At 55.7% G+C, this 26,501-nt stretch carries 18 protein-coding genes and 1 riboswitch; of the genes, 4 read left to right on the top strand and 14 right to left on the bottom strand.

Annotated elements, in window-relative coordinates:
• Positions 1–262: 262 nt before the first annotated feature.
• Positions 263–2,317: a DNA repair helicase YoaA gene (yoaA, locus tag AC1RSM_RS12605; protein ID WP_492932881.1), complete on the bottom strand. Its 2,055-nt coding sequence runs from the start codon at positions 2,315–2,317 to the stop codon at positions 263–265.
• Between the two features lie 160 nt (positions 2,318–2,477).
• Between yoaA and AC1RSM_RS12600 the strand changes: the two genes are divergently transcribed.
• The 3 genes from AC1RSM_RS12600 (at position 2,478) to AC1RSM_RS12590 (ending at position 6,227) form a co-directional block, all read left to right on the top strand.
• Positions 2,478–4,826, top strand: a complete 2,349-nt coding sequence (locus tag AC1RSM_RS12600) for a Tex family protein (RefSeq protein ID WP_492932980.1) — start codon at positions 2,478–2,480, stop codon at positions 4,824–4,826.
• A gap of 3 nt (positions 4,827–4,829) precedes the next feature.
• Positions 4,830–5,342 (top strand): hypothetical protein, encoded by a 513-nt coding sequence (locus tag AC1RSM_RS12595; protein ID WP_492932880.1) that lies wholly within the window; start codon positions 4,830–4,832, stop codon positions 5,340–5,342.
• Between the two features lie 240 nt (positions 5,343–5,582).
• A complete protein-coding gene (locus tag AC1RSM_RS12590; RefSeq protein WP_492932879.1) occupies positions 5,583–6,227 on the top strand; it encodes a CatB-related O-acetyltransferase in 645 nt (214 codons plus the stop codon).
• A 304-nt stretch (positions 6,228–6,531) separates the two neighbouring features.
• Here AC1RSM_RS12590 and AC1RSM_RS12585 read toward each other — a convergent pair whose 3' ends face one another.
• The 5 genes from AC1RSM_RS12585 to AC1RSM_RS12565 form a co-directional block, all read right to left on the bottom strand.
• The gene (locus AC1RSM_RS12585; RefSeq protein ID WP_492932878.1) at positions 6,532–7,854 is read right to left on the bottom strand and encodes a tryptophan--tRNA ligase; all 1,323 of its coding nucleotides are present in this window, start codon (positions 7,852–7,854) and stop codon (positions 6,532–6,534) included.
• A 76-nt stretch (positions 7,855–7,930) separates the two neighbouring features.
• Positions 7,931–9,022 carry a cell division protein ZapE gene (gene zapE, locus AC1RSM_RS12580; protein WP_492932877.1) on the bottom strand — a complete coding sequence of 364 codons (1,092 nt, stop codon included), beginning with the start codon at positions 9,020–9,022 and terminating at the stop codon, positions 7,931–7,933.
• Between the two features lie 221 nt (positions 9,023–9,243).
• Positions 9,244–10,671 carry a dihydrolipoyl dehydrogenase gene (gene lpdA / locus AC1RSM_RS12575; protein ID WP_492932876.1) on the bottom strand — a complete coding sequence of 476 codons (1,428 nt, stop codon included), beginning with the start codon at positions 10,669–10,671 and terminating at the stop codon, positions 9,244–9,246.
• A gap of 161 nt (positions 10,672–10,832) precedes the next feature.
• Entirely contained in the window at positions 10,833–12,053 is a 1,221-nt protein-coding gene (odhB, locus tag AC1RSM_RS12570; protein ID WP_492932875.1) for a 2-oxoglutarate dehydrogenase complex dihydrolipoyllysine-residue succinyltransferase, read from the bottom strand.
• Between the two features lie 34 nt (positions 12,054–12,087).
• Entirely contained in the window at positions 12,088–14,955 is a 2,868-nt protein-coding gene (locus AC1RSM_RS12565; protein ID WP_492932874.1) for a 2-oxoglutarate dehydrogenase E1 component, read from the bottom strand.
• 520 nt (positions 14,956–15,475) lie between these two features.
• Here AC1RSM_RS12565 and AC1RSM_RS12560 point away from each other — a divergent pair.
• A complete protein-coding gene (locus AC1RSM_RS12560) occupies positions 15,476–17,770 on the top strand; it encodes an NADP-dependent malic enzyme (protein ID WP_492932873.1) in 2,295 nt (764 codons plus the stop codon).
• A gap of 327 nt (positions 17,771–18,097) precedes the next feature.
• Here the strand turns inward: AC1RSM_RS12560 and AC1RSM_RS12555 are convergent, their stop codons facing one another.
• The 8 genes from AC1RSM_RS12555 to sdhA all read right to left on the bottom strand — a co-directional run bounded on the left by AC1RSM_RS12555 (position 18,098) and on the right by sdhA (position 26,501).
• Positions 18,098–19,000: a helix-turn-helix transcriptional regulator gene (locus AC1RSM_RS12555; RefSeq protein ID WP_492932872.1), complete on the bottom strand. Its 903-nt coding sequence runs from the start codon at positions 18,998–19,000 to the stop codon at positions 18,098–18,100.
• 3 nt (positions 19,001–19,003) lie between these two features.
• Entirely contained in the window at positions 19,004–19,639 is a 636-nt protein-coding gene (locus tag AC1RSM_RS12550; protein ID WP_492932871.1) for a YbhB/YbcL family Raf kinase inhibitor-like protein, read from the bottom strand.
• 237 nt (positions 19,640–19,876) lie between these two features.
• Complete coding sequence (locus tag AC1RSM_RS12545; RefSeq protein ID WP_492932870.1) at positions 19,877–20,635, bottom strand: class I SAM-dependent methyltransferase; 759 nt, start codon at positions 20,633–20,635, stop codon at positions 19,877–19,879.
• A 168-nt stretch (positions 20,636–20,803) separates the two neighbouring features.
• Complete coding sequence (locus AC1RSM_RS12540) at positions 20,804–22,045, bottom strand: voltage-gated chloride channel family protein (RefSeq protein WP_492932869.1); 1,242 nt, start codon at positions 22,043–22,045, stop codon at positions 20,804–20,806.
• Positions 22,046–22,127: 82 nt separating this feature from the next.
• Positions 22,128–22,200: riboswitch (Fluoride riboswitch) on the bottom strand.
• Between the two features lie 190 nt (positions 22,201–22,390).
• Positions 22,391–23,695, bottom strand: coding sequence for a citrate synthase (gene gltA / locus AC1RSM_RS12535; RefSeq protein WP_207873618.1), 1,305 nt, complete (start codon positions 23,693–23,695; stop codon positions 22,391–22,393).
• A gap of 18 nt (positions 23,696–23,713) precedes the next feature.
• The gene (locus AC1RSM_RS12530; RefSeq protein ID WP_492932868.1) at positions 23,714–23,974 is read right to left on the bottom strand and encodes an FAD assembly factor SdhE; all 261 of its coding nucleotides are present in this window, start codon (positions 23,972–23,974) and stop codon (positions 23,714–23,716) included.
• Positions 23,975–23,992: 18 nt separating this feature from the next.
• Positions 23,993–24,709: a succinate dehydrogenase iron-sulfur subunit gene (locus AC1RSM_RS12525; RefSeq protein ID WP_189392117.1), complete on the bottom strand. Its 717-nt coding sequence runs from the start codon at positions 24,707–24,709 to the stop codon at positions 23,993–23,995.
• A gap of 13 nt (positions 24,710–24,722) precedes the next feature.
• Positions 24,723–26,501: a succinate dehydrogenase flavoprotein subunit gene (gene sdhA / locus AC1RSM_RS12520; protein ID WP_492932867.1), complete on the bottom strand. Its 1,779-nt coding sequence runs from the start codon at positions 26,499–26,501 to the stop codon at positions 24,723–24,725.

Genomic DNA, 26,501 nt, shown 5'->3' with positions numbered 1-26,501 from the left:
TGCTCTGTAAAAAGCGGGGGACGCTAGACAAACAAGAACAAGTCCGAAGCCAGAAAAGGCCACGGACAAGTCAACAAATGTGGGTTTGCAAGAAGAGATCGCTCTTGCGGCGTCGGTGCCCGCTTAGGGCGGTGTAACGGAGTGGAAGTGTCCGCGAGGCATGGCTGAGCCCCGGTAATTAACCGGTGCTAGTGTGAGGTAAGCAAGAGTAGCCATAGCCGTGATTGTACTCAGAAGTTCGCGTGGTGTCGGGCGTTGGCCGTCAAACCTGCTCTGCCCCATCTTCCACGCCTACATCAGGAAGATCCGCATTTTGCCGCTTGGCCTTCTGCTCACGCAGAAACGCCAAGGCGCGAGAGGGATCACGCGTGCGGGCAAAGGGCGGCAAGCCGCGCCACAGCAATTTGCCATAAGGTTTCTCGACAATGCGAGTATCCCCCACCATCAGCACACCCCAATCACGCTCGGTACGGATCAAGCGCCCTGCCCCTTGTTTCAGGGCGATGGCCGCTTCAGGCAACTGATATTCCATAAACGCATTACCGCCCCTATCCTTGCACTCTTTAATCCGCGCTTCCAGCACAGGATCATCGGGTGGCGCAAAGGGCAGTTTATCGATAGCCACCAAGGTCAGAGCGTCACCGGGCAGGTCGATGCCTTCCCAGAAGCTGGCGCTCCCGACCAGTACCGCATTCCCACGGGCACGGAACTCGTCCAGCAGGACTTGCCGGGACCGCTCACCCTGGCGCAGCACATTACGTTCTATATCCTCTTGGTCGAATCGATCCCGAAGCATGTCCGCAATCCGCTCCACCGAGCGCAATGTCGTACAGAGCACCAGCACACCACCCTGTCCGGCTTTGATCAACGGCATCAACGCATCCACAAAGGCCTGATTGAAATTAGGGTGACTAGGAAGGGGTAAGGTGCTGGGAACATAGAACAGCGCCTGATTGGGGTAATCAAAGGGCGAGGCCCAGGATTCAGTGCGCGCATCAAACAGGCCCAATTGCCGTTTGAAGTGATTGAAATCCCCGTGTACGGACAAAGTGGCCGAAGTCAGCACCCAGGCCTGCTCCTTGCCTCTGTACCGCGAGAAGATCTTTGCCACCGACAAAGGTGCACTGTGCAGACGCAAATAGTGCTGGCCGCTTTCTACCCAGCGCACAAATTCGTCCGGCTGGTCTTCATCTGTTTCGCTGTCCGGCAAATAGGCGTGGCGGCCTTGGCGGTCCGGCTGGCTCCACTGGAACAAGCGCGCACGAATCTCCAAAGCACTTTTATGGGCTGCTGCCAAATCCGGGTGGCGCTCCGCCACCATAGCCAGCATCTTGATGACCTTATCGAACGTTTCGAGCAAGTTCTCCAAGGCTTCATCAAAGCGCTCTGGCTCTGGCAAGGCCTGGAAGGTGGCTCGGCCACCTTGCGCCGCCAAAGCAGCGGTACGCAAATGCAGATCGCGAGCCGCTTGTTCCAGCTTGCGGGCGACCTGGCTCCAGTCCACGGTTTCCCGAGCCTGGGCCAAACCAGCCGCTTCGATCTGCCGGCACAGGTCAGTTAGCTGATACAAGGACACACTGCTGCCCAGAAAGCGCGTCGCGACATCCGGCAATTGATGCGCCTCGTCAAAGACGACCAAATCCACGTTGGGCAATAAATCAGTAACGCCCTCTTCACGCAAGGCCAGATCGGCCATGAACAAAGCATGGTTCACCACCACCACATCCGCATCCTGCGCATGGCGGCGGGCTTTCATCACAAAGCAGTCACGCACAAAAGGACAGTCCTGCCCCAAGCAGTTGTCTCGGGTGGAGGTTACCCGGTGCCAGATATCGGCGTCCTCGGGCACTTCGGCCAGTTCACCTTTGTCACCACTGCGGCTGCGTTCTGTAAAAAGCTGGATAGCGCGCAGATAGGCAATCTCGGCCCGGGATTTCAAGGCTCGGTCGTCCTGCCCCAGGCGATCCAGATGGTAGTGACAGACGTAATTGCTTCTGCCCTTGAGCAGAGCCACATCCACCGGCAATGCCAGTGCTTTGCGCAGGTGAGGAATATCGCGACGGTACAACTGGTCCTGCAAGGTGCGCGTACCGGTTGAGACCAGCGCTTTGCCACCTTGCATAAACACAGGCACCAGATAGGCCCAGGTTTTGCCTGTTCCTGTACCGGCCTCGGCGATCAGCACGCCCGAGTCGGCGACCGTTTCGCTAATGGCTTGAGCCAGCTCCAGTTGGGCCTGCCGCGGACGATAGTGCGAGACAGACTCCGCCAGGGGGCCTTGAGGGGAAAATATATCGGAATAATCCTGCAACAACATGGGGCAAAACCGCTAAGGGATAGGTGACGTCTGACAGAACTGTCTACAATCACAGTGGAATACATACAAGATGATACCTGCCAATCCTGTGTCGCTGCCGGTCTTTATGGCAAAATGCGGCGCTTGCAGACCCTTTTACAACGATGGACCCATGACTGAAATGACTGTGGAAACCCTCGCCCAGCAACAGGATCACCAGCAGATTCTGGCGCTACTGGCCTCTGAACTGAATATCCGCATCCAACAAGCTGACGCTACCGTTGAGCTCTTGGACAACGGGGCCACGGTCCCTTTTATCGCACGTTACCGTAAGGAAGCCACCGGAGGCCTGGACGATAATGTCCTGCGTGATCTGGAAGTGCGCCTGATCTATTTGCGCGATATGCAATCGCGTCGTCATGCCATTCTGGAATCGATCCGGCAGCAAGAAAAGCTGACGCCCGAGCTTGAGCAGGCCATTTTGGCCGCAGACACCAAGCAGCGTCTGGAGGACTTGTACGCGCCTTACAAGCCCAAGCGCCGTACCCGTGCCCAGATTGCACGTGAGGCGGGCCTGGAGCCGCTGGCTGATGCCATTCTGGCGCAGCAGGACGCAGATCCCCTGGCACTGGCCGAAGGCTACTTGAATGCCGAAGCCAAGTTCGACACCCCAAAAGCCGCTTTGGACGGAGCCCGCGACATTCTGGCCGAGCGTTTTGCTGAACAGGCCGACCTGTTGGAGTCCATGCGTGACTTCCTGTGGAAGTCTGCCCACCTGTATTCCAAGGTAGCCGAAGGCAAGGAACAAGACGGCGACAAATTCCGCGACTGGTTCGACTTTAATGAAGGCTTGCGCCAATTGCCTTCGCACCGCGTTCTGGCCCTGCTGCGCGGCCGCCAGCAAGGTGCTCTGGACCTGCGTCTGGGCCTGAACCCCGAGCAAGACCAGTTGCTGCCACACCCGTGTGTGCTGAAAGTGGCTGAATTGACCGATATTGGTGCCGACTTCTCCGCCGACGCCAACCCACGTGACCACTGGTTAGCCGAAGTCTGCCGCTGGACCTGGCGGGTGAAATTGCTGACAGCGTTTGAGTCCGAGCTGATTGGTCGCCTGCGTGAACAAGCAGAGCAAGAATCAACCCGCGTATTCGCGGCCAACCTGCGCGATCTGCTGCTGGCTGCCCCGGCTGGCAATAAAGCCGTGCTGGGCCTGGACCCCGGTATTCGTACTGGCGTGAAAGCCGCTGTGATCGATGCGACCGGCAAGGTTCTGGACACGGCAACGGTGTATCCATTTGAGCCCCGCCGTGACAGGGAAGGGTCGATCCGCACATTGGCTGGCCTGGCTACCCGCTATCAGGTTGAGCTGGTGGCTATTGGTAACGGGACTGCCTCCCGCGAAACGGAAAAACTGGTGGCTGACCTGCAGTCGGCATTCCCGCAGTTGCCCCTGACCCGTGTCGTGGTCTCTGAGGCGGGTGCATCGGTCTACTCGGCCTCCGAAATGGCGGCCCAGGAATTCCCGGATATGGACGTAAGCCTGCGTGGCGCGGTCTCCATTGCCCGTCGCTTGCAAGACCCCTTGGCCGAACTGGTCAAGATCGACCCCAAATCTATTGGTGTGGGCCAATACCAGCACGACGTCAATCAGCGCGAATTGGCTCGCAGCCTGGACGCTGTGGTTGAGGATTGTGTGAACGCGGTGGGTGTGGACGTCAACACCGCCTCGGCTCCCTTGCTGGCTCGTGTGTCTGGCTTGAACAACACCCTGGCCAAGAACATCGTGACCTGGCGTGATGAAAACGGCGCTTTCCAAAGCCGCAAGCAATTGCGTGATGTTCCCCGCTTTGGCGAAAAAGCTTTTGAACAGGCGGCTGGCTTTTTGCGCATTCCTGGTGCGGCAAACCCCCTGGACTCTTCCTCGGTTCACCCCGAAGCCTATCCGGTTGCTGCCCGTATTCTGGAGCGTTTGCAGGTCGAGGCCAGCTCCATCATGGGTAAATCCGGCGCCCTGAAAGGCCTGTCGCCATCCGACTTTACCGATGAACGCTTTGGTTTACCGACTGTGCGTGATATTTTTAACGAAATTGAAAAGCCCGGCCGCGACCCTCGCCCTGAATTCACTACGGCCAAGTTCCAGGAAGGCATTGACTCCCTGAAAGACTTGACCCCTGGCATGATTCTGGAAGGCGTAGTCACCAACGTGGCCAACTTTGGTGCCTTTGTGGACGTGGGTGTACATCAGGACGGCTTGGTGCATATTTCGGCCCTGTCAGACACCTTCGTCAAAGATCCGCGTGATGTGGTTCGCGTAGGCCAGACCGTCAAGGTTAAAGTCCAGGAAGTGGATGTAGCCCGCAAGCGTATTGGTTTGACCATGCGCCTGAACGATGACAGTGCCCCGGTTCGTGGTTCCAGCAGCGCTAATAACGCTCCTGCGCGCCGCTCCGGAAACAACCGCCCTAACCGGCAAGCTGAAGCGGCACCTAGCGGTGCGATGGCAGCCGCCTTTAGCAAACTTCGGAGATAAGCCATGACTGAGACCGAGCGCCTTTCCCAACTGACGCGTCTGCTCAATCTGCTGACCGGATTTGATCAGAAGGAACAGGATATTCAAACCATCAGCCAAGCCGTGCTGACCGCCAGCGCCAGCCCGACTGCTATGGGGGAAACCTACGGCAAACATGCCCAGAACCTGATGGAGCACGATCCTGAGGGCGCTTTGATCTTGGCTATCAGCTACGAACTGGACGACTACCTGGCGTTGGCCGACACGGTGGACGAACTGTGGGAAGAGATCCTGGCTGCGTTTGAAAACCGCGAGCTACCCGCCTTTCCCTACGAGGACATGCCTTTTCAGGATGTTGATGGCTTTTTCCAATGGGCCAATGAGCAATTGCAGGAGTTTCACCCTGCTTACTGCTTGCTGGAATTTGCCCAAAGCTATGACGAAGAATTCCAACTGATCGTCATCAAGCGCGAGCATTTGGATGAAATTCTGAGCCTGTGCGAGCAATTAGGTATTCCCGCCCAGCTTGCCGAATAAGGCCGTTACTTCTGGCCCAAGCCCTTCATCAAGCCCTGCATGAATATTCATGCGGGGCTTGATGCTTTTGGCCCGCTTGAATGCAAAGCGCTTCAAAGCGCATTAGACTAGTCCCGCCATCAGCCTCAACAAAGCGAGCCTCCTGTACTTGCCTGGCTGCTTGGCCCAAACAGAAACATCCCACTTTGCCGTGACTGGCGCAAAGCCAGAACCAGCGCGGCAAGGTCCAGAAGGAGAAGCATGTTGCAAAAGCACTGGTCGCAGGTCGAGCTCCTGCACGAAACCGTTTCCAACCCGCATATTCACGTACGTGGGACCCACAGCTATTACAGCGGTGCCTGGACCGGGACCTTTGAACAAAGCGTGGTGCGCTACCTGTACGGGGATGAGTACAGTCGTAAAGCCTGGACCTCGTTGTGGCACGTGGACGAGCTGCATATTGGCGACTATGTGTGCATTGGTGCAGAGGCTGTCATCTTGATGGGCGGCAATCACACTCACCGCATGGACTGGTTCAGCCTCTATCCGTTTGTGGACAAAATTAGCGATGCCTATGTGGGTAAGGGCGACACCCATATCCATGACGGTGCCTGGATCGGCATGCGGGCGATGATCATGCCAGGCGTAGTGATTGGTGAAGGTGCTGTGATCGCATCAGGCGCGATCGTCACCAAGCATGTGCCTCCCTACACGATCGTGGCGGGTAACCCTGCTGTCCCAGTGCGCACACGTTTTGATGAGGCCACAATAGCGCGGCTACTGACTCTGAAAATCTACGAGTGGCCAGAAGAAAAATTCACTGCCTTGCGTGAAGTAATCTGCGCTGAAGATATTGTGGCTCTGGAACGGGCCAGTCAGGATTGGGACCAGCGGCAGAGCACCTAAAGAGATAGGCTCGACTCAAAAACGGGGCCTTGAAGTGATCCAATGCCCCTTAGAGTACTCACTTTTAGGCTTGTTGGACTGCAGTTTTATACGCTAGCCATGAGCGATGTAAAAAGCCCTGACAAACAGATAAGTATCTGTTTGTCAGGGCTTTTTTAACTACTGCCTGTACTGAAACTTAGCTAGCAGGGGAACAAAGGCGTTCGTCCCCTACTGCTTTGGTTCTGGTTCTGGTTCTGGTTCTTGCTTTGGCGTTGGCTATGGCCCAGCCTTCAATCAAAAGGCGGGGCCAAGAGCAAACTATTTAGTCGCGCATCGAATCCAGGGCGGTTTCGATTGCATCACGCAGATCTGCCGATACACGTGCCACTTCGTCGCCGGCACAATGAATTTGCAGATCCTGGCCGTCTTGCTTGACCACATCGGCAAAGGCTTCGGTCTGCAAGCCTTTGATCGCCACACCAGCTTGCTTAGGGTCTGCATAAGAGCGGGACAGGAACAGCTCTTGGCCTGCTGCGTCCTGCAAACGGAAGCGGAAGGTGCCATCCTCATCGCGGAAGTTCACAAAGCGGGCTTTGCGAACCTTGGACTCAGACTTGGTGGCCGCCACGGTCAAAGGATCACGCAGGCCAACCGCCGCCTTCAGTTCGTAAATAAAGGGGGTTGCATGAGCACGTGCCTTGCGAGCACCCACTTGCAACAGTTCTTCAATGTCTTGAGGGCGAGCCATCAAGCTTTCATAACGCTCGCGCATCGGGGCGATCATGGTTTCCAGCACCTGATGCAACGCCTCTTTGGCCTCACCCCAAGCCATACCTTCGATCAACTGCTGACGGAAAGCCTGGGTTTGCTCGGGAGTGGCGAACGCCTTGTACAAGGCCGTCAAATGCGAACCGTCCGGGTCTTTAGGTTCGCCTGGGCCTTTGGAGTCCGTCACGATACGGGCAATCGCTGACTTCAAGGCCTTCGCGCCACCTTCGAACAAAGGAATGGTGTTGTCGTAGCTCTTGGACATCTTGCGACCATCCAGGCCAGGCAACAGTGCCACATCTTCTTCGACCTGCACTTCGGGCAAGACAAACAAATCTTTGCCACGGCCATACAAGTGGTTGAAGCTCTTGGCGATGTCACGAGCCATTTCCAGATGCTGCACCTGATCGCGGCCCACCGGTACTTTGTGCGCGTTAAACATCAGGATGTCGGCAGCCATCAGCACGGGGTAACTGAACAAGCCCATGGTGACGCCATCATCAGGCTCAATGCCAGCCGCTTCGTTTTTATCGACAGACGCTTTATACGCGTGGGCACGGTTCATCAAGCCCTTGCCGGTCACACAGCCCAGCATCCAGGACAGTTCCGGAATTTCTGGAATATCGGATTGACGGTAGAACGTTACTTTTTCCACATCCAGGCCACAAGCAATCCAGGTCGCCGCGATAGCGCGGCGAGAGATGGCTACGCGCTCCGGGTCGTCACATTTGATCAAGGCGTGGTAATCAGCCATGAAGAAAAATGCGTCGACATCGGCTTGCTGGCTAGCACGGATAGCAGGACGAATCGCCCCAGCATAGTTGCCCAAGTGTGGAATACCGGTCGTGGTAACGCCGGTCAGTACTCGTGTCGTCATGATAAAAAATACGCTTATAAAACTACGTGTCAGGGTTCAGGGATCAGGCACATTGGCCATCGGCCGCGCCCGAACCCTACAAAATAACTGCCTGGCGCCGTTCTGACTCCAGGTACTCTCGCGATTGCATTTCCATCAAACGCGAGACAGTACGGTGGAATTCATTGGCCATCGGGCCATCCACATACAATTCTTCTTCGGGCACCGCGGCGGACATGATGAGCTTGACCTTGTGATCGTAAAAAACGTCGACCAGCCAGGTAAAGCGTCGCGCGGCGGAAGCATCACGCACCGTCATGCGCGGCACATCAGACAAAATCACGGTCTGGAACCGGTTAGCCAATTCCAGGTAATCGTTTTGTGACCGGGCGCTGACGCACAAGGTCTCGAAATCAAACCAGACAGCCGAACCGGACAAGGCCACTGCCTTTAGCTCGCGGTTTTCAACCGTCAGTACGGGTTCCAGCGGTGCTGTGTCCGACAAAGCTGAGAACATGGACTGCAGCTCTGCGGTGGTCTCCGGCCCTAACGGTGTCAGATACGTTTTGACTTGCTCCAGGGCGCGGCGGCGGTAGTCCACGCCAGTGTCCACGTTCATGATATCCATGTTTTTTTGGATCAAGGCAATGGCAGGCAAAATGCGATCGCGGTGCAAGCCATCGGGATACAGCGTGGAGGGCTCGTAGTTGGAGGTCATGACAAAGGAGGTTCCACGCTCGAACAAGCCCAATAGCAGCTTGTACAAAATCATGGCATCGGCCACGTCAGAGACGTGAAACTCGTCAAAACAGATCAAGCGGTAACGCTTGGCGATACGCTTGGCAACTTCATCCAGCGGATCGCTCATGCCTTTGACCAGATCCAGCTCTTTGTGCACGCCCCGCATGAACTCGTGAAAATGAATTCGCGTTTTGCGCTTGAGCGGTACCGTCAGGTAGAAGGCGTCCATCAAAAAGCTTTTGCCTCGCCCAACTCCACCCCACAGGTAGACGCCACGCGGCACTTCTGGACGGGAGAACATGCGACGCAAGGTGCTGGAGCGCTGCTGGCGATACTGCAGCCAATCATCGTAATAGCGTTGCAGACGGTCAATGGCTTGCTCCTGCGCACTGTCGGCACGGTAGCCTTTTTCCGCTAAAGCCTGATGGTAATACTCGCGAACATTCATATCACTGAAAATAAAATAAGCTGTCCATGACAGGTATGGGTCTGCGACAAAGGTGCCAGGGCAAAACCTGTGCCATTCATCCCGCAAAGTGTGGATACGCAATACTGCTTACGATCCCGCGCCATCACCTATCAAGAGCCAGGCTTGAAACAAGCCAGACATACGACGAAAAAAAGGGCGAGCCCGTGCCCGCCCTTTTCCAACAACACCCTGAAAGTCTATCAGAAGTTCAGAGCGCGTTTGTCCACAGCCAAAGCAGCTTCTTTCAGTGCTTCAGACAAGGTGGGGTGTGCATGGCAAATACGGGCGATGTCTTCGGACGCGCCACGGAATTCCATGATGGCAACGGCTTCAGCAACCAGCTCGGAAGCCACAGGACCCACAAAGTGGACGCCCAGAACTTCGTCGGTCTTGGCATCGGCCAACACCTTCACAAAGCCGGTGGTATCGCCCAAGGCACGCGCGCGACCGTTAGCCAGGAAGGGGAAGCTACCAGCGCGGTAAGCGCGGCCTTCGGTCTTGAGCTGCTGCTCGGTCTTGCCAACCCAAGCGATCTCGGGCGAGGTGTAAATAACCCAAGGCACGGTGTCGAAGTTGACGTGAGGCTGCTGACCAGCCAGACGCTCGGCCACTGCCACACCTTCTTCTTCGGCCTTGTGAGCCAGCATAGGACCACGAACCACGTCGCCCACAGCCCAGATACCAGGCAGGCTGGTTGCGCAATCGTCGTCCACGACTACGAAACCACGCTCGTCCAGTTTCAGACCAATGGTTTCTGCACCCAGACCAGCCGTGTTAGGCACACGGCCGATAGATACGATCAGCTTGTCGGCTTCCAGCTTGTGCTCTGCACCAGCGGCATCCACGTAGTTGATGGTGACTTGTTTGGCCGTCTTTTTGATCTCGCCAACTTTCACGCCAACATTGATCTTCAGACCTTGCTTGGTGAAGGCCTTCAAGGCTTCTTTGGCAACGTCGCGGTCCACGGCGGACAGGAACTCGGGAGCACCTTCCAGGATGGTCACTTCGGCACCCAGACGACGCCACACGCTACCCAGTTCCAGACCAATCACACCAGCACCGATAACGGCCAGTTTCTTGGGAACCTTGGGCAGACGCAGTGCACCGTCGTTGGACAGAATTTGCTCTTCGTCGAACTCGGCGCCTGGCAAGGCACGTGCCGAGCTACCGGTGGCGATGATGACGTTCTTGGCAACCAGTTCTTCTGCAGCAGCACCTGCCACGTTCACCGACCAACCGCCGTCAACCTTGGCACCAAAGGTAGCAGTGCCGTGAAAGAAGGTGACCTTGTTCTTTTTGAACAGGTACAAGATACCGTCGTTGTTTTGCTTGACGACCACATCTTTGCGGCCAACCAGCTTGTCCAGATTCAGCGAAACGCCTTTGACATCCACGCCATGGTCGGCCAGATGCAGGTTGGCGTGCTCAAAGTGCTCGGAAGACTGCAGCAGCGCTTTGGAAGGAATGCAACCTACGTTGGTGCAAGTACCGCCAGGAGCGGGTTTGCCATCAGCGGTGGACCAAGCGTCCACGCAAGCAACACTCATACCCAATTGAGCAGCACGAATGGCGGCAATGTACCCACCAGGGCCCGCACCAATTACGACAACATCAAATTGCTTAGCCATAAAAAATCCCATAAATGTGAAAAGGCACCCTGGACCATCCGAATATCAGACGGGAAATAATCAGGTGGCACACGCCAACCCCCAGGGCCTTAAACAAAGCCGGCCAAGGCTTAGAAGCAAGCACTTGGCCGTAAACATACTAGACCGAAACTACCGCGTGCTTAGACGTTCAGCAGCAAACGCTGAGGATCTTCCAACGCTTCTTTCATGGCCACCAGGCCCAGCACAGCTTCGCGACCGTCGATGATGCGGTGGTCGTAGGACATGGCCAGGTAGTTCATGGGGCGGATTACGATCTCGCCGTTTTCCACAACAGCGCGGTCCTTGGTAGCGTGAATGCCCAAGATGGCCGACTGAGGTGGGTTGATGATGGGAGTGGACAGCATGGAGCCGAACACACCACCGTTGGAGATCGAGAAGGTACCGCCAGTCATCTCTTCCAGTGTCAGCTTGCCGTCACGAGCACGGGCACCGAAGTCAGCGATTTGCTGTTCGATTTCAGCGATAGTCAGTTGGTCGGCGTTGCGCAGAATAGGCACCACCAGACCGCGTGGGCTACCCACTGCCACACCAATGTCAAAGTAGCCGTGGTAGATGATGTCTTTGCCATCAACCGAGGCGTTCAGTACGGGGAATTTCTTCAGGGCAGCAACTGCAGCCTTAACGAAGAAGGAGGTAAAGCCCAGTTTGACGCCGTGCTCTTTTTCAAACTGATCTTTGTACTTTTTACGCAGATCCATAACCGCTTGCATGTTGACTTCGTTGAACGTGGTCAACATGGCGTTTTCGGATTGCGACTGCAGCAAACGCTCGGCGATACGAGCGCGCAGACGGCTCATGGGCACGCGCTGCTCTGGACGACCGTCCAGGGACAGTGTTGGAGGAGCAACAGGAGCGGCAGCTGGCTTGCTGGCAGCAGGAGCAGCGGCTTGCAGTGCGTCACCCTTGGTGATGCGACCGCCACGGCCCGAACCTTCCACGGAGCTGGCTTCCACGCCTTTTTCTGCCAGGATCTTGGCAGCAGCAGGCGATGCGACGGACGACGCAGCGGAGCCGGCAGCAGGTGCAGCAGCGGCAGGCGCAGCAGCAGCGGGAGCAGCTTCTTCAGCGGCGGCAGTAGGAGCGGCTGCGCTGGCTTTGCCTTCGGAGTCAATGCGAGCCAACACGTCGCCGGAGGTAACAGTGCTGCCGTTAGCCTTGACGATTTCGCTCAGAATGCCCGAGGCAGGAGCTGGAACTTCCAGCACAACCTTGTCGGTTTCAACTTCGATCAGGATTTCATCGGCCTGGACCATTTCGCCAGGTTGTTTCTTCCACTCCAGCAAAGTGGCTTCGGAGATGGATTCAGAGAGTTGGGGAACCAGAACGTCGGTAATTGCCATGATTATATTTTCCGTATTTAAATTTTGGGATGCGTTATTTGGTCAGCATGAAGCCTTTGCGAACACCGAAAGCCTGCTCAAGCAGCGCCTTGTGTTGTTCCTGGTGCTTGGCCAGGTAACCAACAGCGGGCGAAGCGGACGCGGCACGACCGGCGTAACCAAGCTTCTGACCTTCGGTCATGTTCTCGTAGATGTGATGCTGAACGTAGAACCATGCACCCTGGTTTTGAGGTTCGTCCTGAACCCAGATCACTTCCTTGGCGTTGCTGTATTTCGCCAGCTCTGCCTGGAAAGCCTTGTGGGCAAACGGATACAACTGCTCCACACGGATAATGGCAATGTCGTTGCGCTCCAGCTCTTTGCGGTGGTTGACCAGGTCGTAGTAGACCTTGCCCGAACACGCCAGAACGCGCTTGACGGCTGCGGCATCAATAGCCTGATCGACTTCACCGATCACAGGCATAAAGTGGCCTTCGGCCAGATCGCTCAGTGGCGATGTAGCGTCTTTATTACGCAGCAAGGACTTGGGTGTCATGATGACCAAGGGCTTGCGGAAAGGACGAATCATCTGGCGACGCAGCACGTGGAAGATCTGGGCGCCGTTAGTGGGCTGGACAACCTGAATGTTGTTGTCTGCGCACAATTGCAAGAAGCGCTCGATACGGGCCGAGGAGTGCTCTGGACCTTGACCTTCGTAACCGTGTGGCAGCATCAAGGTCAGACCGCAATGACGGCCCCACTTGGCTTCACCGGATGTAATGAACTGGTCGATCACAACCTGGGCGCCGTTGGCGAAGTCACCAAACTGGGCTTCCCAGATAGTCAGAATGTTAGGTTCAGCCGAAGCGTAGCCGTATTCAAATGCCAGCACGGCTTCTTCGGACAAGACCGAGTCAATCACCGTGAAACCGGCCTGGCTTTCGGAGACATTCTGCAAAGGAATGTAGGTGCCGTCGTTCCAGCGTTCACGCTTTTGATCATGCAATACAGCATGACGGTGCGTAAACGTGCCGCGACCCGAGTCCTGACCCGTGATACGAATGGCGTAGCCGTTGTTCACCAAGGTGGCGAAGGCCAAGTGCTCGCCCATACCCCAGTCAACCTGAGCTTCGCCACGTGCCATGGCACGACGGTCGTTCAGCATGCGGTTAACCAGCGGGTGAACTGTAAAGTCCTCAGGAACGGTGGTCAGCTTTTCACCGATGCGTGTCAATTCGGACAGTGGCAAGGCGGTGTCAGCCTGGTCAGTCCATTTGGCGCCCAGGAATGCGGACCAGTCAGTGGCGTACTTGTTCTTGTAGTCAGTCAGAACAGGTTCAACCGTGCGCTTGCCGTCTTCCATCAACTGACGGTAGGCCTTGACCAGATCTTCCGGCTCGTTCTCGGACAGAATGCCTTGGGCAACCAGCTTTTCAGCGTACAGCTTGCGTGTACCGTTGTGCTGACCAATCTTCTTGTACATCAGCGGCTGGGTCATCGAGGGAGTGTCTTGCTCGTTATGGCCCAGTTTACGGAAACAAACAATATCAACCACGACGTCATGCTTGAACTCGCGGCGGAAATCCAGAGCCAGCTGAGTCACGAACACGACGGCTTCAGGATCGTCACCGTTTACGTGGAAGACAGGAGCTTCAATCATCTTGACCACGTCCGTGCAATACAGCGTAGAACGTGTATCGCGGGGGTCAGAGGTGGTAAAACCAATCTGGTTATTGATGACGATGTGCAGTGTGCCACCGGTACCGTAGCCACGAGTCTGGGCCAGGTTCAGTGTTTCCATTACCACGCCCTGACCGGCAAATGCCGCGTCACCGTGCACCAGCACAGGCAGAACCTGGCTGCCGTCTTCGTCACTACGACGATCCTGGCGAGCACGAACCGAACCCTCAACCACAGGATTCACAATTTCCAGGTGGGATGGGTTAAAGGCCAAGGACAGGTGAACCGGACCACCACGGGTGGACAGGTCGCTGGAGAAACCGTTGTGGTACTTCACGTCACCGTCGGTCAAACCTTCTGCGTGACGGCCTTCAAATTCGGCAAACAGGTCAGCGGGCATTTTGCCCATGATGTTGACCAGCATGTTCAGACGACCACGGTGAGCCATGCCCACGATGATTTCCTGAACGCCGTTCTCGCCAGCGTGGTTCACGACTTCATCCATACATGCGATGAAGCTCTCGCCACCTTCCAGGGAGAAACGCTTTTGACCAACGTATTTGGTGTGCAGGAAGCGCTCCAGGCCTTCGGCCTCGGTCAACTGCTGCAAGATGTTGCGTTTTTGGTCAACGTCAAAAGAACCTGTGCCATGCACCGACTCCAAGCGCTGTTGAATCCAGCGCTTGACGACAGGGTCGGAGATGTACATGAATTCTGCGCCCACCGAACGCGAGTACGTATCACGCAAGGCCTTGAGCATGTCGCGCAGCGTCATGGTGTCAGCTTTGGTGAAGTAGGTATTGGTGGCGGAGTAGACCTGGTCCAGATCTGCTTCGGTCAAACCGTAGAAAGCAGGGTCCAGTTCAGGGATGCTGGGGCGTTCGGAACGCTTCAAGGGATCCAGATCCGCAATGCGTGCACCCAGCGAGCGGTAAGCAGCAATCATGGACTGAATCGACACTTGCTTCATGGCAACTGTCAGGTCCGGTGCTTGGGCGCTGGTCAGGAAGGCATTGGCTTTGGCACGTTGGGCGAACGACTCAACAATAGGAGCATGAGCTTGGTCGCGTGTGCTATCGCGGCCGTCAGTAGCAGGCTGATGCTGCAGCTGATCGAAGTACTCGCGCCACTGGTCGGCGACGGAGCCTGGATTGTCGAGGTAGGACTCGTAGAGTTCTTCGACGTAAGGAGCATTGCTCCCGAACAAATAGGAGTTACTGAGCAGTTCTTTTTGCGATGACATTATTACGCTTCACCTAGCCGAGTGTTTCACTCGTGTTGAGATGCAGGAAAACCTTCCGCGACACGGACCTCGCCGGTTAGCGGATAGCAGGAGCAGAAGGCAACGTATGACGCCTTATACAAGCCGTATTGATCTAGTATAACGCCGCACACAAAAGGCGCAATTAATGACATCTAAAATGCTTGGACGGGGCACTAGACCGTTGGCATTAACAAACACATCGATCTATCACAGGGGCGAATTCTTACAAAAGAACGACTCCAAATCATGATTGACGCCCCTTGGCTGCCCCACATGAAGGAAAAATTCCGATATGCTAATCGGGTGCAGCACGTATGCGCTTCGCGGGCCCTTTTTCCACCAAACCGAGCCCACTTTGCCCTTGACCATCCTCTGGCGGGTACTAAGCGTTGCCATGACATATGCTGCCTATAACAAATCAGCACCTACCTGGTGACTGTATTTCTTATAAATTAGATTCACTTTTACACTAGAAAATCCTATCAGGAGCTTTACCAAAATGGATGCCAACGCCGATCTGGCCAAACTTGCGCTGGACTATCACGCGTATCCCACTCCCGGGAAAATCTCGGTGGTTCCCACCAAGACCCTGGCCAATCAAGATGACCTCTCGCTAGCCTACTCTCCCGGCGTCGCATCTGCTTGCATGGCCATTTACGCTGAAGGTGAAGAAGCCGCAGCAAAATACACCTCGCGTGCCAATCTGGTGGCCGTCGTCACTAACGGTACCGCTGTACTGGGTCTGGGCAATATCGGTCCTTTGGCCGCCAAGCCTGTCATGGAAGGCAAAGGTTGCCTGTTCAAGAAGTTTGCCGGCATCGACGTGTTCGATATCGAGCTGAACGAAACCGATCCTGACAAACTGGTCGATATCATTGCAGCGCTGGAGCCCACCTTGGGCGGCGTCAATCTGGAAGACATCAAAGCTCCCGAGTGCTTCTATATTGAGAAGAAGCTGCGCGAACGCATGAGCATTCCCGTCTTTCACGACGACCAGCACGGCACCGCGATTATTTCGTCTTCCGCTGTTCTGAACGGCCTGAAAGTCGTTAACAAAAACATCGGCGACATCAAACTGGTTTGCTCGGGCGCTGGCGCTGCTGCCATTGCTTGCCTGGACTTGCTGGTTGCCCTGGGTGTGAAGAGCAGCAACATTTTTGTAGCTGACTCGCGTGGCATCATCTGGAAAGGCCGCGACGAAAACATGGAGCCCAACAAGGCTCGCTACGCTCAAGACACCGATGCCCGTACGCTGGCTGATGCTTGCGTTGACGCTGACGTGTTCCTGGGTTGCTCGGCTCCTGGCGTGCTGTCTGCCGACATGGTCAAGACCATGGCTGACAAGCCCCTGATTCTGGCTCTGGCTAATCCAGAACCTGAAATCCGCCCTGAAGTGGCCAAGGCTGCTCGCCCTGACTGCATCATCGCAACCGGCCGTTCGGACTACCCGAACCAGGTCAACAACGTGCTGTGCTTCCCCTTCATTTTCCGTGGTGCCCTGGACGTTGGCGCCAGCGTGATCAACGAAGAAATGAAGCTGGCTTGCGTGAAAGCCATTGCCGAACTGGCCCAGGTCGAGCAAAGCGACGACATGGCCACCGCTTACGGCGGCGAAGATCTGCGCTTTGGTCCTGAGTACATCATTCCCAAGCCGTTTGATTCCCGCCTGATCGTTCAGATCGCTCCTGCCGTAGCCCAAGCTGCGATGGATTCGGGTGTTGCTGCCCGTCCTATCGAAGATATGGACGCCTACCGTCAGAAACTGATCGCCATGACCTACCACACCGGCCCGCTGATGCGTCCGTTGTACATGCAGGCCAAGGCAGCTCCCAAGCGCATCATCTACGCCGATGGCGAAGACGAGCGCGTATTGCGCGCAGTACAAACGGTGGTGGACGAGAAGCTGGCTCAGCCTATCCTAGTGGGTCGCCCCAGCGTGATCGAGATGCGCGTCAAGAAAGCGGGCCTGCGTCTGGAAGCTGGTAAAAACGTGCAAATCGTTGACCCAGAGGACGATGATCGCTTCACCGAAACCTGGACCGCTTACTACAAGCTCAAGGCTCGTGAAGGCGTGACTCCTGACATCGCCAAAGCCATGATTCGCAAGCACAACTCGCTGATCAGCGTAATGCTGCTGCAACGCGGCGATGCGGACGGCATGATCTGCGGTGTGGCCAGCAACTACGACAGCCAACTGCAATACGTTGAGCAAGTAATTGGCTTGAAGCAGGAAGCACAAACCTTTGCCGCCATGAACGTGTTGATGCTGCCTACGCAAACCCTGTTTGTTTGCGATACGCACGTCAACGAAAACCCCAACGCTGAACAGATCGCCGACATGACGATCCAGGCAGCCGAGGAAGTTCGTCGCTTTGGTGTGGTGCCTCGCGTGGCCTTGCTGTCGCACTCGAACTTTGGCAGCCGCCAGACCGAGTCTTCCCGCAAGATGGCCAAGGCTCGTCAGATCCTGGCCGAACGTGCTCCAGACCTGGAAGTGGACGGCGAAATGCATGCTGACTCCGCCTTGTCCGAGAAGATCCGCCTGAAAGCCTTCCCTGACAGCACGCTGCGCGGTTCGGCTAACCTGCTGATCACGCCTAATCTGGACGCTGGCAACATCACGTACAACATGCTGAAGATGACAGGCAGCAACGGTGTGGCCATGGGCCCCATCCTGCTGGGTGCGGCTCGCCCCATCCACATCCTGACCACCAGCGCGACTGTGCGTCGCATCATCAACATGACAGCCCTGGCTGTTGTGGATGCTCAGCAAGAAGCCCAGCAAAACAGCTAATCCTGTTTAGCTAACTAAAAACCGGATGCGGCTTTACGCTGCATCCGGTTTTTTTTATTCCCTGTTGACTCCAGCACCCAGTTTCAATGAGCAGAGCTGTCGTCTGATCAGAGGTATCAATAGTCAAGATCAAGTTCGTTCAGCTCACACTGGACACAGCACAGGCACGCACTCTCTCTCCGGGCTACCTGGTGCCCGGCATCTTGAGCAAGATCGCTCCGTCAGCCGCGAAGTGCTCATGTCGCAGGCTCTGACGCAGCCCGACGGGCAATCCATAAGAAAGCAATATCGCAGATTCGCGCAGGTTGCTGAGTAGATCGATACCCGTCAGCGGACAGCAGATGGCAAATAACCAAAACGGGCGCGAAATCTGTCGGAGAAACGGGCACGGGACTGGTATCCGCAGGCCTGTGCAATGTGCGGAATGGTCCAGGAGGTCGTCTGGAGCAACATCAGGGCATGGTGCATGCGAGTGTCGATCAGCAGCTCCTCAAAGCGCACACTTTCACCGGCAAGACGTCGCCGCAAGGTAGCCTCGCTCATCGCCAATGCTCGGCCAGCTTCGTGCGCTGTCCAGCTTTGGCCCGGTGCTTCGCCAATCAAGGTGCGCAAGCGCCCGGCGGTCCCGATCTGTTTCACGCCTTTGAAGACATGCCCGCGCTCAGCAAGCGCAAAGAGGAAATCCATCAGTCGGCACTGGAGCCGCTCATCGCTCACACGCTTGGCATCCACGCTGTCGAGTACCCGACTGAACGTTGATTCAAGGTCCTCGTCCAGCGCTGTCAGCTGATAAGGCGCTAGGCTGCCGTTAGCTGGCGTTGGAGCGGCTCGATCTCGCCGAAATGCTTCCAATAAGCCTATCGAAAGCGTCAAGAAGATGGAGCGAAAGCGCTTCTCCGGGCCTTCTGGCGTTTTCAACAAGTCAACGCAGGTGCCCGGCTCGATGAGCAACAGCGACGTTGGTGTGTCAATCGTGAGCGGCTGGATATGGTCATTCAAGTCGAGCTGCCCCGCAGCAACAAGCAGTACGGTGGCGTCGTGGAACAAAAAGCGTGGTGTGTGCTGAACCTGCGTCAACACTGGCTGCGCCAACGCGCACAAACCACGCCGAAGCACTGGCGTGCCAGATGGCAGCAGCCAGTGACGGCAAGGCTCAGATTGTGCAGTTGCCTTGGCGATTGCTTGAGCAGCTTGCCGTGGCTCTGCCCTGCCCCACTTGAGCTGACTCACCGCTCAGCCAAGTGGCACGGCTGAGTTGAGACTATACAAGCCGGTCAGACTGGCTTGTCCCAGCACCGGAGCGTTGGCCAGTGCCGCACGCACGCTGGCGCCTGTGATTGGCCCGTCCACCTCAAGTACAGGTGTAGCCAAGGCATAGACCGTGAAGATATAGCGATGAACGAGTATGTCATTCCAGGGCGGGCATGGACCGTCATAGCCGTAGTAATCACCCTTCATTTGCTCGTCACTGGCGAACCAGGCGGTGTAGTCGTTGATGCCGTGGCGCAAACCGCCCTCAGTATCAGGGCCGGGCTTGCCACGCGGCGTAACGCTGCTGGAATGCGAGCCAGGTGCGATCTCCGTCGTACTGGCGGGAATGTCGAGCAGCAGCCAGTGAAAAAAGTCGACTCGCGGCAGATCAGCAGGCACTTGACGGCCCTCTTGATTCACATCGTCCCCGCGACTTGGCACGTCTGGGTCGTGGCAAACGATGACAAAGGATTGAGCGCCTGCGGGAACATCGCTCCAGGCAAGGTGCGGATTGCAATTGGAGGACTGCGCAACGTGCGTGTTTGCATCTGGCACTGCAAAAGCAAATTCGCCAGGAATTGCCTGGCCGTCTTGGAAGCTTTGACTGATAAGTTGCATGTGAAGTTTCGTCTGGTGCTTGTTGAATAGTTGATGTTGTACCGCTCTGCGTACAACAGATAACTATTCTAAGAACGCAGGCTTTCGCCCAAGACACCAGATCCAATCAATTATTTTTCATTTCCAATCAAATTGATCTATTTTGGATTGTTTGATGGGTTACGACGCTTGGCGTGCAGAAGGTGCGTACAGGCTTGTTTCTAGACAACTCTATATGCCTCTGGACACGTAAGCAGTCTACTTTTGCACTCGCCCTGCGCGCACAGACAAAGGCCAAGCGATTCGACGCCGCTGATCGGGATCGCCCCACTGTTGACGCAGTTCTGCTTCCACCTCGCTCAAGACGCTATTGCCCAGCGCCTTCTCCGCCGCTTTCACAGCAGACCAGGTTCTGATGTATCCCAATAACTGCGGCAGACTCCAATCCACTTCTATAGCCAAAGGAGGCAAGCTCAGCTCCTGAAAAGGAAAGGCCAAACTGCGATAACCGTCCTCCACATGACGACGCTCCGGCGGCCAATAAGCACCAATGGTTTCATAGTAGAAGTGCTGCATCACGCTATCCACCTCGCCCTCCACATGCAGCACGCCGTAGGTGATCAAAGCCAGCACGGCATCCGGTCGGGCAATACGCTGAACCTCGGCGTAGAAAAGCTCCAGGTCCAGCCAATGAGCTGCTTGCGCGACGGTGATCAAATCCACACTACCACCGGCCAAACCGCTGTTTTCAGCCAGGGCGGTACGATAGCTCACACCCTTTTGCGGCTGCGCCTGAGCAATCTGATCGGCGCTGCCATCCGTGGCGATCACTTCCTTGAATCGCTTGGCCAGCAGCACAGAAAGCTGCCCTGTTCCGCAGGCGCAATCCAGTGCTCTATCTTGTGCGGGACTGAGTTCGGCCAATACATCAGCCAGCTTTTGTGGATAGCTGGGGCGGTAGTTGGCATAGTCGGCCGCAACCTGGGAAAAGTGATCTTTGAACTTGGGGCCTTCCATCGCTTTGCCTTTGTCTTTTAATTTCAAGCCATATAGTAGTTTGCGAAACGAGGAGGCTGGAAGCCAGCTTAAAAAAGAGGCTCTTTTTTAAAGCATGCATATAAGGTGTCACCCGCCTCCCACTCATCAACAGACCGACTAACTAACTAGCTGACGGACGGACTCAGCTCAAACAGGCCGACAGCGCTTGAACTTGCGATGCCCCACGCGCTGCGCATGATAGATACCTGCATGCCCCGAGAACACATAGGCTGCTACACAAGCAATCGCTGCCAAAGGTCCCAACTCTGTACCAAACAGCTCCATCGCCATCAGCGTGCAAGCAATCGGCACATTAGCCGCACCGGCAAAGACCGCCACAAAACCCAGGCCTGCCATCATGGAAAAAGGCATATCCAGCAAGGGGGCCAACGCATTACCCAAAGTCGCACCGATATAGAACAAGGGCGTGACCTCCCCTCCTTTAAAGCCAGAGCCCAAAGACACGACAGTAAAACCCAGCTTGCCCAGAAAATCCCAAGGCTGCATAGGTTCATGGAAAGAGCGCACTATTTCCGGAATACCCAGGCCTATGTACTGATAGGCATCCAAAGCCCAGACCGCCATCGCTACCACCAGCCCACCCCAGAAAGGTCGCATGGGTGCGTACTTGACGATCTTTTTCATCCAGGCGGACAGCTTGTGAGTCAGTATGGCAAACAACATGCCGACCAAACCAAACAGAACCCCGGCAATCAACACAGCCAACATGCTCCAGCCGCCCAATGGCACGATTTGTTCAACGACGTAATGGGTGTGCTGTGCGCCCCAGGCCAGACCCACCTGATCGGCAACAATCGCCGCTATCAGGCAAGGGAACAAGGCGTTGTAGCGCATACGACCAATGACCAGCACCTCCATGCTAAACACGGCTCCAGCCAAGGGCGTGCCAAAGACAGATGAAAAACCGGCACTCATGCCTGCCATCAACAGAATGCGTCGATCTTCCCGGTCCAAGCGAAACAGATGAGTTAGCTGATCTGCCAAGGCTGCACCCATTTGCACGGCAGTGCCCTCTCGGCCTACCGATGCGCCGAATAAATGGGAGATCACGGTTCCCCCAAGAACCAAGGGGGCCATACGCAGCGGCACCACTTTCTTGGGATCATGAATTTCCTCGATAAGCAGGTTATTGCCTGCATTAACAGACTGCCCCACGCGCTCATACACCCAACCCACGGCCAAGCCTGCCAGCGGCAGTAGCCAGATCAGCCAGGTGTGTTCAATCCGCCAGGAGCTAGCCTGTTCAAGAGAAAAAAGGAAAAAAGCAGAAGCGCTGCCTGCCAGCATGGCAATCAGGCAAGCGAGCACAAACCATTTGCCGTAGTAGGCCAGCAGATGCAGCGAAAGGGATGTTTTGAGTCTGCTCATAGGTCGTAAGCACAGTAAAAAACAGGGCTGACCAACAACAGAACGTGTGAGCGTGTACGCCTACAGCCCCGACATTGGTCAGGTATCTGTAGACGTCATTAGCCGCGTCAGAATGAAGCGGCGGTTAAAGGAGGAACGTCATCTCCAAAGGAAATTCTACAAGAAGCTGCCTGAATGTTGAAACCTCATCACTATTTTTTCATTGCCCGATCGCCCGCGCTGTGCTGACGGGCTTACTGCTAGCCGCAACATCAAAACATCAGGCAAAAAAAAACGCACCCCATCAAGGAGTGCGTACTTTTGCCTTCCCCTACTGCAGATGCCGTAGGGGAAAAGCAGCAGCGATTAACGCTGAGCAGGTACGTCGCGCTGGACTGGACCCACGTACAACTGACGTGGACGGCCAATCTTGTAATCTGGATCGGACAGCATTTCGTTCCACTGAGCAATCCAGCCCACGGTACGAGCCAAAGCGAAGATCGCTGTGAACAAGGACGTTGGGATGCCGATAGCACGCTGAACAATACCCGAGTAGAAGTCTACGTTGGGGTACAGCTTGCGTTCGACAAAGTATGGGTCTTCCAGCGCAATGCGCTCGACTTCCATAGCCAGCTTGAACAAAGGATCGTTCTCCAGGCCCAGGGCTTCCAGAACTTCCTTGCAGGTTTCTTGCATCAGCTTGGCGCGTGGGTCGTAGTTCTTGTAGACACGGTGACCAAAGCCCATCAGACGCACGCCCGAGTTCTTGTCTTTGACCTTCTCCATGAACTCACCAACCTTGTCGATGCCGCCGTTGGCTTGCAACTCTTCCAGCATGTTCAAGCAAGCTTCGTTGGCACCACCGTGGGCAGGACCCCACAAGCAAGCCACACCCGCAGCAATCGCAGCGAAAGGATTGGTGCCGGACGAACCGCACAGACGAACGGTGGAGGTGGAGGCGTTTTGCTCGTGATCTGCATGCAGGATGAAGATACGATCCAAAGCGCGCTCAACCACTTCGTTGACTTTGTAGTCTTCGCAAGGAGTCGCGAACATCATGCGCAAGAAGTTGCCGGTGTAGGACAAATCATTCTTGGGATAGATGAAAGGCTGTCCCAAAGAATACTTGTACGCCATCGCAACCAGAGTAGGCAGCTTGGCGATCAAGCGAATAGCCGACACATGACGGTGATGAGGATTCGTGATGTCTGTGGAATCATGGTAGAACGCCGACAAGGCACCGACCAGGCCAGTCAGTATTGCCATGGGGTGAGCGTCCGGACGGAAGCCACGCAGGAAATGCTGCATCTGTTCCTGAACCATGGTGTGGTTCGTGACCAGAGAATCAAACTCCTGCTTTTGATCTGCGTTCGGCAAGTCGCCGTTCAGGATCAAATAGCACACATCCATGAAATCGCACTTTTGTGCCAACTGGTCGATCGGGTAGCCACGGTACATTAACTGGCCTTTGTCGCCGTCAATGTAGGTGATACCGGATTCGCAAGCCGCCGTGGCCATAAAGCCCGGATCATAGGTAAACATACCTGTCTGACCGTAGAGCTTACGGATATCAATCACGTCCGGACCTACGGTGCCCTTGTGTACAGGGAACTCAACCGAAGGGCTACCGTCGGAGAAGGATAGCGTGGCTTTTTTATCTGACAATTCCATCACTTTTTTCCTCAATGGTTATAGCTTTCGCATAATGTCTACTAGTCGCTGAATGTCCGGTGTGGCGTACTGCCCTTCTGGCTCTGCGCGAGCCAAAAGGACATCCAGCAAAACTGTATCGTCCATTTCGAACAAGCGGGTCAGGGCCGACACGTCCTGGTCAGTCAGCTCGCTTTCGTATTGATCCAGAAAACGGGTGATCATCAGGTCGTTTTCAAGCAAGCCCCGGCGCGCACGCCAACGCAGGCGCGCACGCTCCAATTCCGTCAATGTTCTCATCGGTACATACCCACCTTTTTAGATACTGCGACGCACCAGCATTTCTTTGATCTTGCCGATGGCATGCGACGGGTTCAGGCCTTTTGGACAGACATCCGTGCAATTCATAATCGTGTGGCAGCGGAACAAGCGGTACGGATCTTCCAGATTGTCCAGGCGCTCGCCCGTTGCTTCGTCACGCGAGTCAGCAATAAAGCGATAGGCTTGCAACAAACCGGCTGGGCCGACGAACTTGTCAGGGTTCCACCAGAACGATGGGCAAGAGGTCGAGCAACAAGCACACAGAATGCACTCGTACAGACCGTCCAATTCCTCGCGGGCCTCTGGAGTTTGCAGGCGCTCTTTTTCTGGAGGAGGTGCGTCGTTGATCAGGAACGGCTTGACCGAATGGTACTGATCGAAGAAGTGGGTCATGTCCACGATCAGGTCACGGATAACCGGCAGACCTGGCAGTGGGCGCAACACCACGGGTTCTTTCAGATCGCGCATATTGGTGGTGCAAGCCAGACCGTTTTTGCCATTGATATTCATGGCATCGGAACCGCACACACCTTCGCGGCAGGAACGACGCAAAGCAATGCTGTCGTCCATGTCGTTTTTAATGCGCAGGATCGCGTCAAGGAGCATCTTGTCAGTAGGCTCAAGCTCGACTTCGATCTTTTGCATGTAGGGACGCTCGTCCTTATCAGGATCGTAGCGATAGATTTCAAATTTGACCTTACGTTTTTGGCTCATGTCAGTATCCTGCTTAGAAAGTCCGAGGCTTGGGCGGAATGGTTTCGGCCGTCAGTGGCTTCATCTGGACGGGCTTGTATTCCAGTTTGCTGCCTTCCGAGAACCACAGGGTGTGACGCAGCCAGTTGTCGTCGTCACGCTCTGGATGGTCGTTCAGGGCGTGAGCACCACGACTTTCCGTACGATTGGCGGCCGACTTGGTCGTGGCACGGGCCACTTCAATCATGTTGGCCACTTCCAGGGCTTCGATACGCGCGGTATTGAACACCTTGGACTTGTCTTTGAAGTAAATGTCTTTGACTTCGGGAACCAGGGATTCGATCTGGTCGACACCCTTGTGCAGCAGATCCAGGGTACGGAACACGCCGCAGTGAGCCTGCATAGCGGTACGAATCTTGTTGCCCACGTCCTGTGCTTTTTCGCCCGAGGTACGGGTTTCCAGACGGTTGACGCGGTCCAGGGAGAATTCGATGGACGATTCGTTCAGTTCCTGGTGGAAGTGGTCTTTCTCGGGGTGCGAATCCACAATGTGGTTGCCCGCAGCGCGGCCGAAAACGATCAAGTCCAGCAAGGAGTTCGTGCCCAGACGGTTGGCACCGTGTACCGACGTCGCGGCACATTCGCCGATGGCGTACAGACCGTTGACGATTTTGTTCTCGCCCGTTGCCGTTTGAGTGACAACCTGACCGTAGTAGTTCGTGGGGATACCACCCATCTGGTAGTGAATGGTGGGAACCACAGGGATCGGATCTTTGATCGGGTCCACGTTGGCAAACTTGATCGCGATTTCGCGAATCGAAGGCAAACGTTTTTTGATGACGTCAGCGCCCAGGTGATCCAGCTTCAGAACCACGTAGCTGCCGTCGCCACAACCGCGACCTTCCTTAATTTCCTGGTCCATGGAACGGGACACGAAGTCACGTGGAGCCAAGTCTTTCAAGGTGGGAGCGTAACGCTCCATGAAGCGCTCGCCGTCCTTGTTCAACAAGATACCGCCTTCGCCGCGCACGCCTTCGGTAATCAGCACGCCAGCACCGGCAACGCCAGTGGGGTGAAATTGCCAAAACTCCATGTCTTGCAGTGGCAGACCAGCACGAGCAGCCATACCCAGACCGTCACCGGTGTTGATGAAGGCGTTAGTGGAAGCAGCCCAGATACGGCCAGCACCACCAGTAGCCAGCACCACGCGCTTGCCTTCCAGAACGTAGATCTCGCCGGTTTCCATTTCCAGAGCGGTTACGCCCAGAACGTCACCCGCTTCGTTACGCAGCAGATCCAGCGCCATCCATTCCACGAAGAACTGGGTGCGGGCAGCAACGTTACGCTGATACAGCGTGTGCAACATGGCGTGGCCGGTACGGTCAGCAGCGGCACAGGCACGTTGAACAGGCTTTTCACCAAAGTTGGCCGTGTGACCACCAAATGGACGCTGATAAATCGTGCCATCCTGGTTACGGTCAAAAGGCATACCAAAGTGTTCCAGCTCGTACACAGCGTGTGGAGCTTCACGGCACATGAATTCGATGGCGTCCTGGTCACCCAGCCAGTCCGAACCCTTGACGGTGTCGTACATGTGCCAGTACCAGTGATCCTCGCTCATGTTACCCAAAGAGGCACTAACGCCACCTTGAGCAGCCACGGTGTGGGAGCGGGTTGGGAATACCTTGCTAAGAACAGCCACGGACAGGCCGGCCTGAGCCAATTGCAGGGAACAACGCATACCGGCGCCACCGGCACCGACCACCACTACGTCAAACTGACGGCGGGGCAAAGATTTTGTGATGGAAGCCAC

The organism is Alcaligenes sp. GW821-FHT11D07 (genome assembly GCF_058808495.1).
This window is presented reverse-complemented; position numbering and strand designations above follow the sequence as displayed.

Bases quoted from the DNA above. Each gene is read 5' to 3' on its own strand.
- yoaA (WP_492932881.1), bottom strand. From the start codon at position 2,317: ATGTTGTTGCAGGATTATTCCGATATATTTTCCCCTCAAGGCCCCCTG.
- AC1RSM_RS12600 (WP_492932980.1), top strand. From the start codon at position 2,478: ATGACTGTGGAAACCCTCGCCCAGCAACAGGATCACCAGCAGATTCTG.
- AC1RSM_RS12595 (WP_492932880.1), top strand. From the start codon at position 4,830: ATGACTGAGACCGAGCGCCTTTCCCAACTGACGCGTCTGCTCAATCTG.
- AC1RSM_RS12590 (WP_492932879.1), top strand. From the start codon at position 5,583: ATGTTGCAAAAGCACTGGTCGCAGGTCGAGCTCCTGCACGAAACCGTT.
- AC1RSM_RS12585 (WP_492932878.1), bottom strand. From the start codon at position 7,854: ATGACGACACGAGTACTGACCGGCGTTACCACGACCGGTATTCCACAC.
- zapE (WP_492932877.1), bottom strand. From the start codon at position 9,022: ATGAATGTTCGCGAGTATTACCATCAGGCTTTAGCGGAAAAAGGCTAC.
- lpdA (WP_492932876.1), bottom strand. From the start codon at position 10,671: ATGGCTAAGCAATTTGATGTTGTCGTAATTGGTGCGGGCCCTGGTGGG.
- odhB (WP_492932875.1), bottom strand. From the start codon at position 12,053: ATGGCAATTACCGACGTTCTGGTTCCCCAACTCTCTGAATCCATCTCC.
- AC1RSM_RS12565 (WP_492932874.1), bottom strand. From the start codon at position 14,955: ATGTCATCGCAAAAAGAACTGCTCAGTAACTCCTATTTGTTCGGGAGC.
- AC1RSM_RS12560 (WP_492932873.1), top strand. From the start codon at position 15,476: ATGGATGCCAACGCCGATCTGGCCAAACTTGCGCTGGACTATCACGCG.
- AC1RSM_RS12550 (WP_492932871.1), bottom strand. From the start codon at position 19,639: ATGCAACTTATCAGTCAAAGCTTCCAAGACGGCCAGGCAATTCCTGGC.
- AC1RSM_RS12545 (WP_492932870.1), bottom strand. From the start codon at position 20,635: ATGGAAGGCCCCAAGTTCAAAGATCACTTTTCCCAGGTTGCGGCCGAC.
- AC1RSM_RS12540 (WP_492932869.1), bottom strand. From the start codon at position 22,045: ATGAGCAGACTCAAAACATCCCTTTCGCTGCATCTGCTGGCCTACTAC.
- gltA (WP_207873618.1), bottom strand. From the start codon at position 23,695: ATGGAATTGTCAGATAAAAAAGCCACGCTATCCTTCTCCGACGGTAGC.
- AC1RSM_RS12530 (WP_492932868.1), bottom strand. From the start codon at position 23,974: ATGAGAACATTGACGGAATTGGAGCGTGCGCGCCTGCGTTGGCGTGCG.
- AC1RSM_RS12525 (WP_189392117.1), bottom strand. From the start codon at position 24,709: ATGAGCCAAAAACGTAAGGTCAAATTTGAAATCTATCGCTACGATCCT.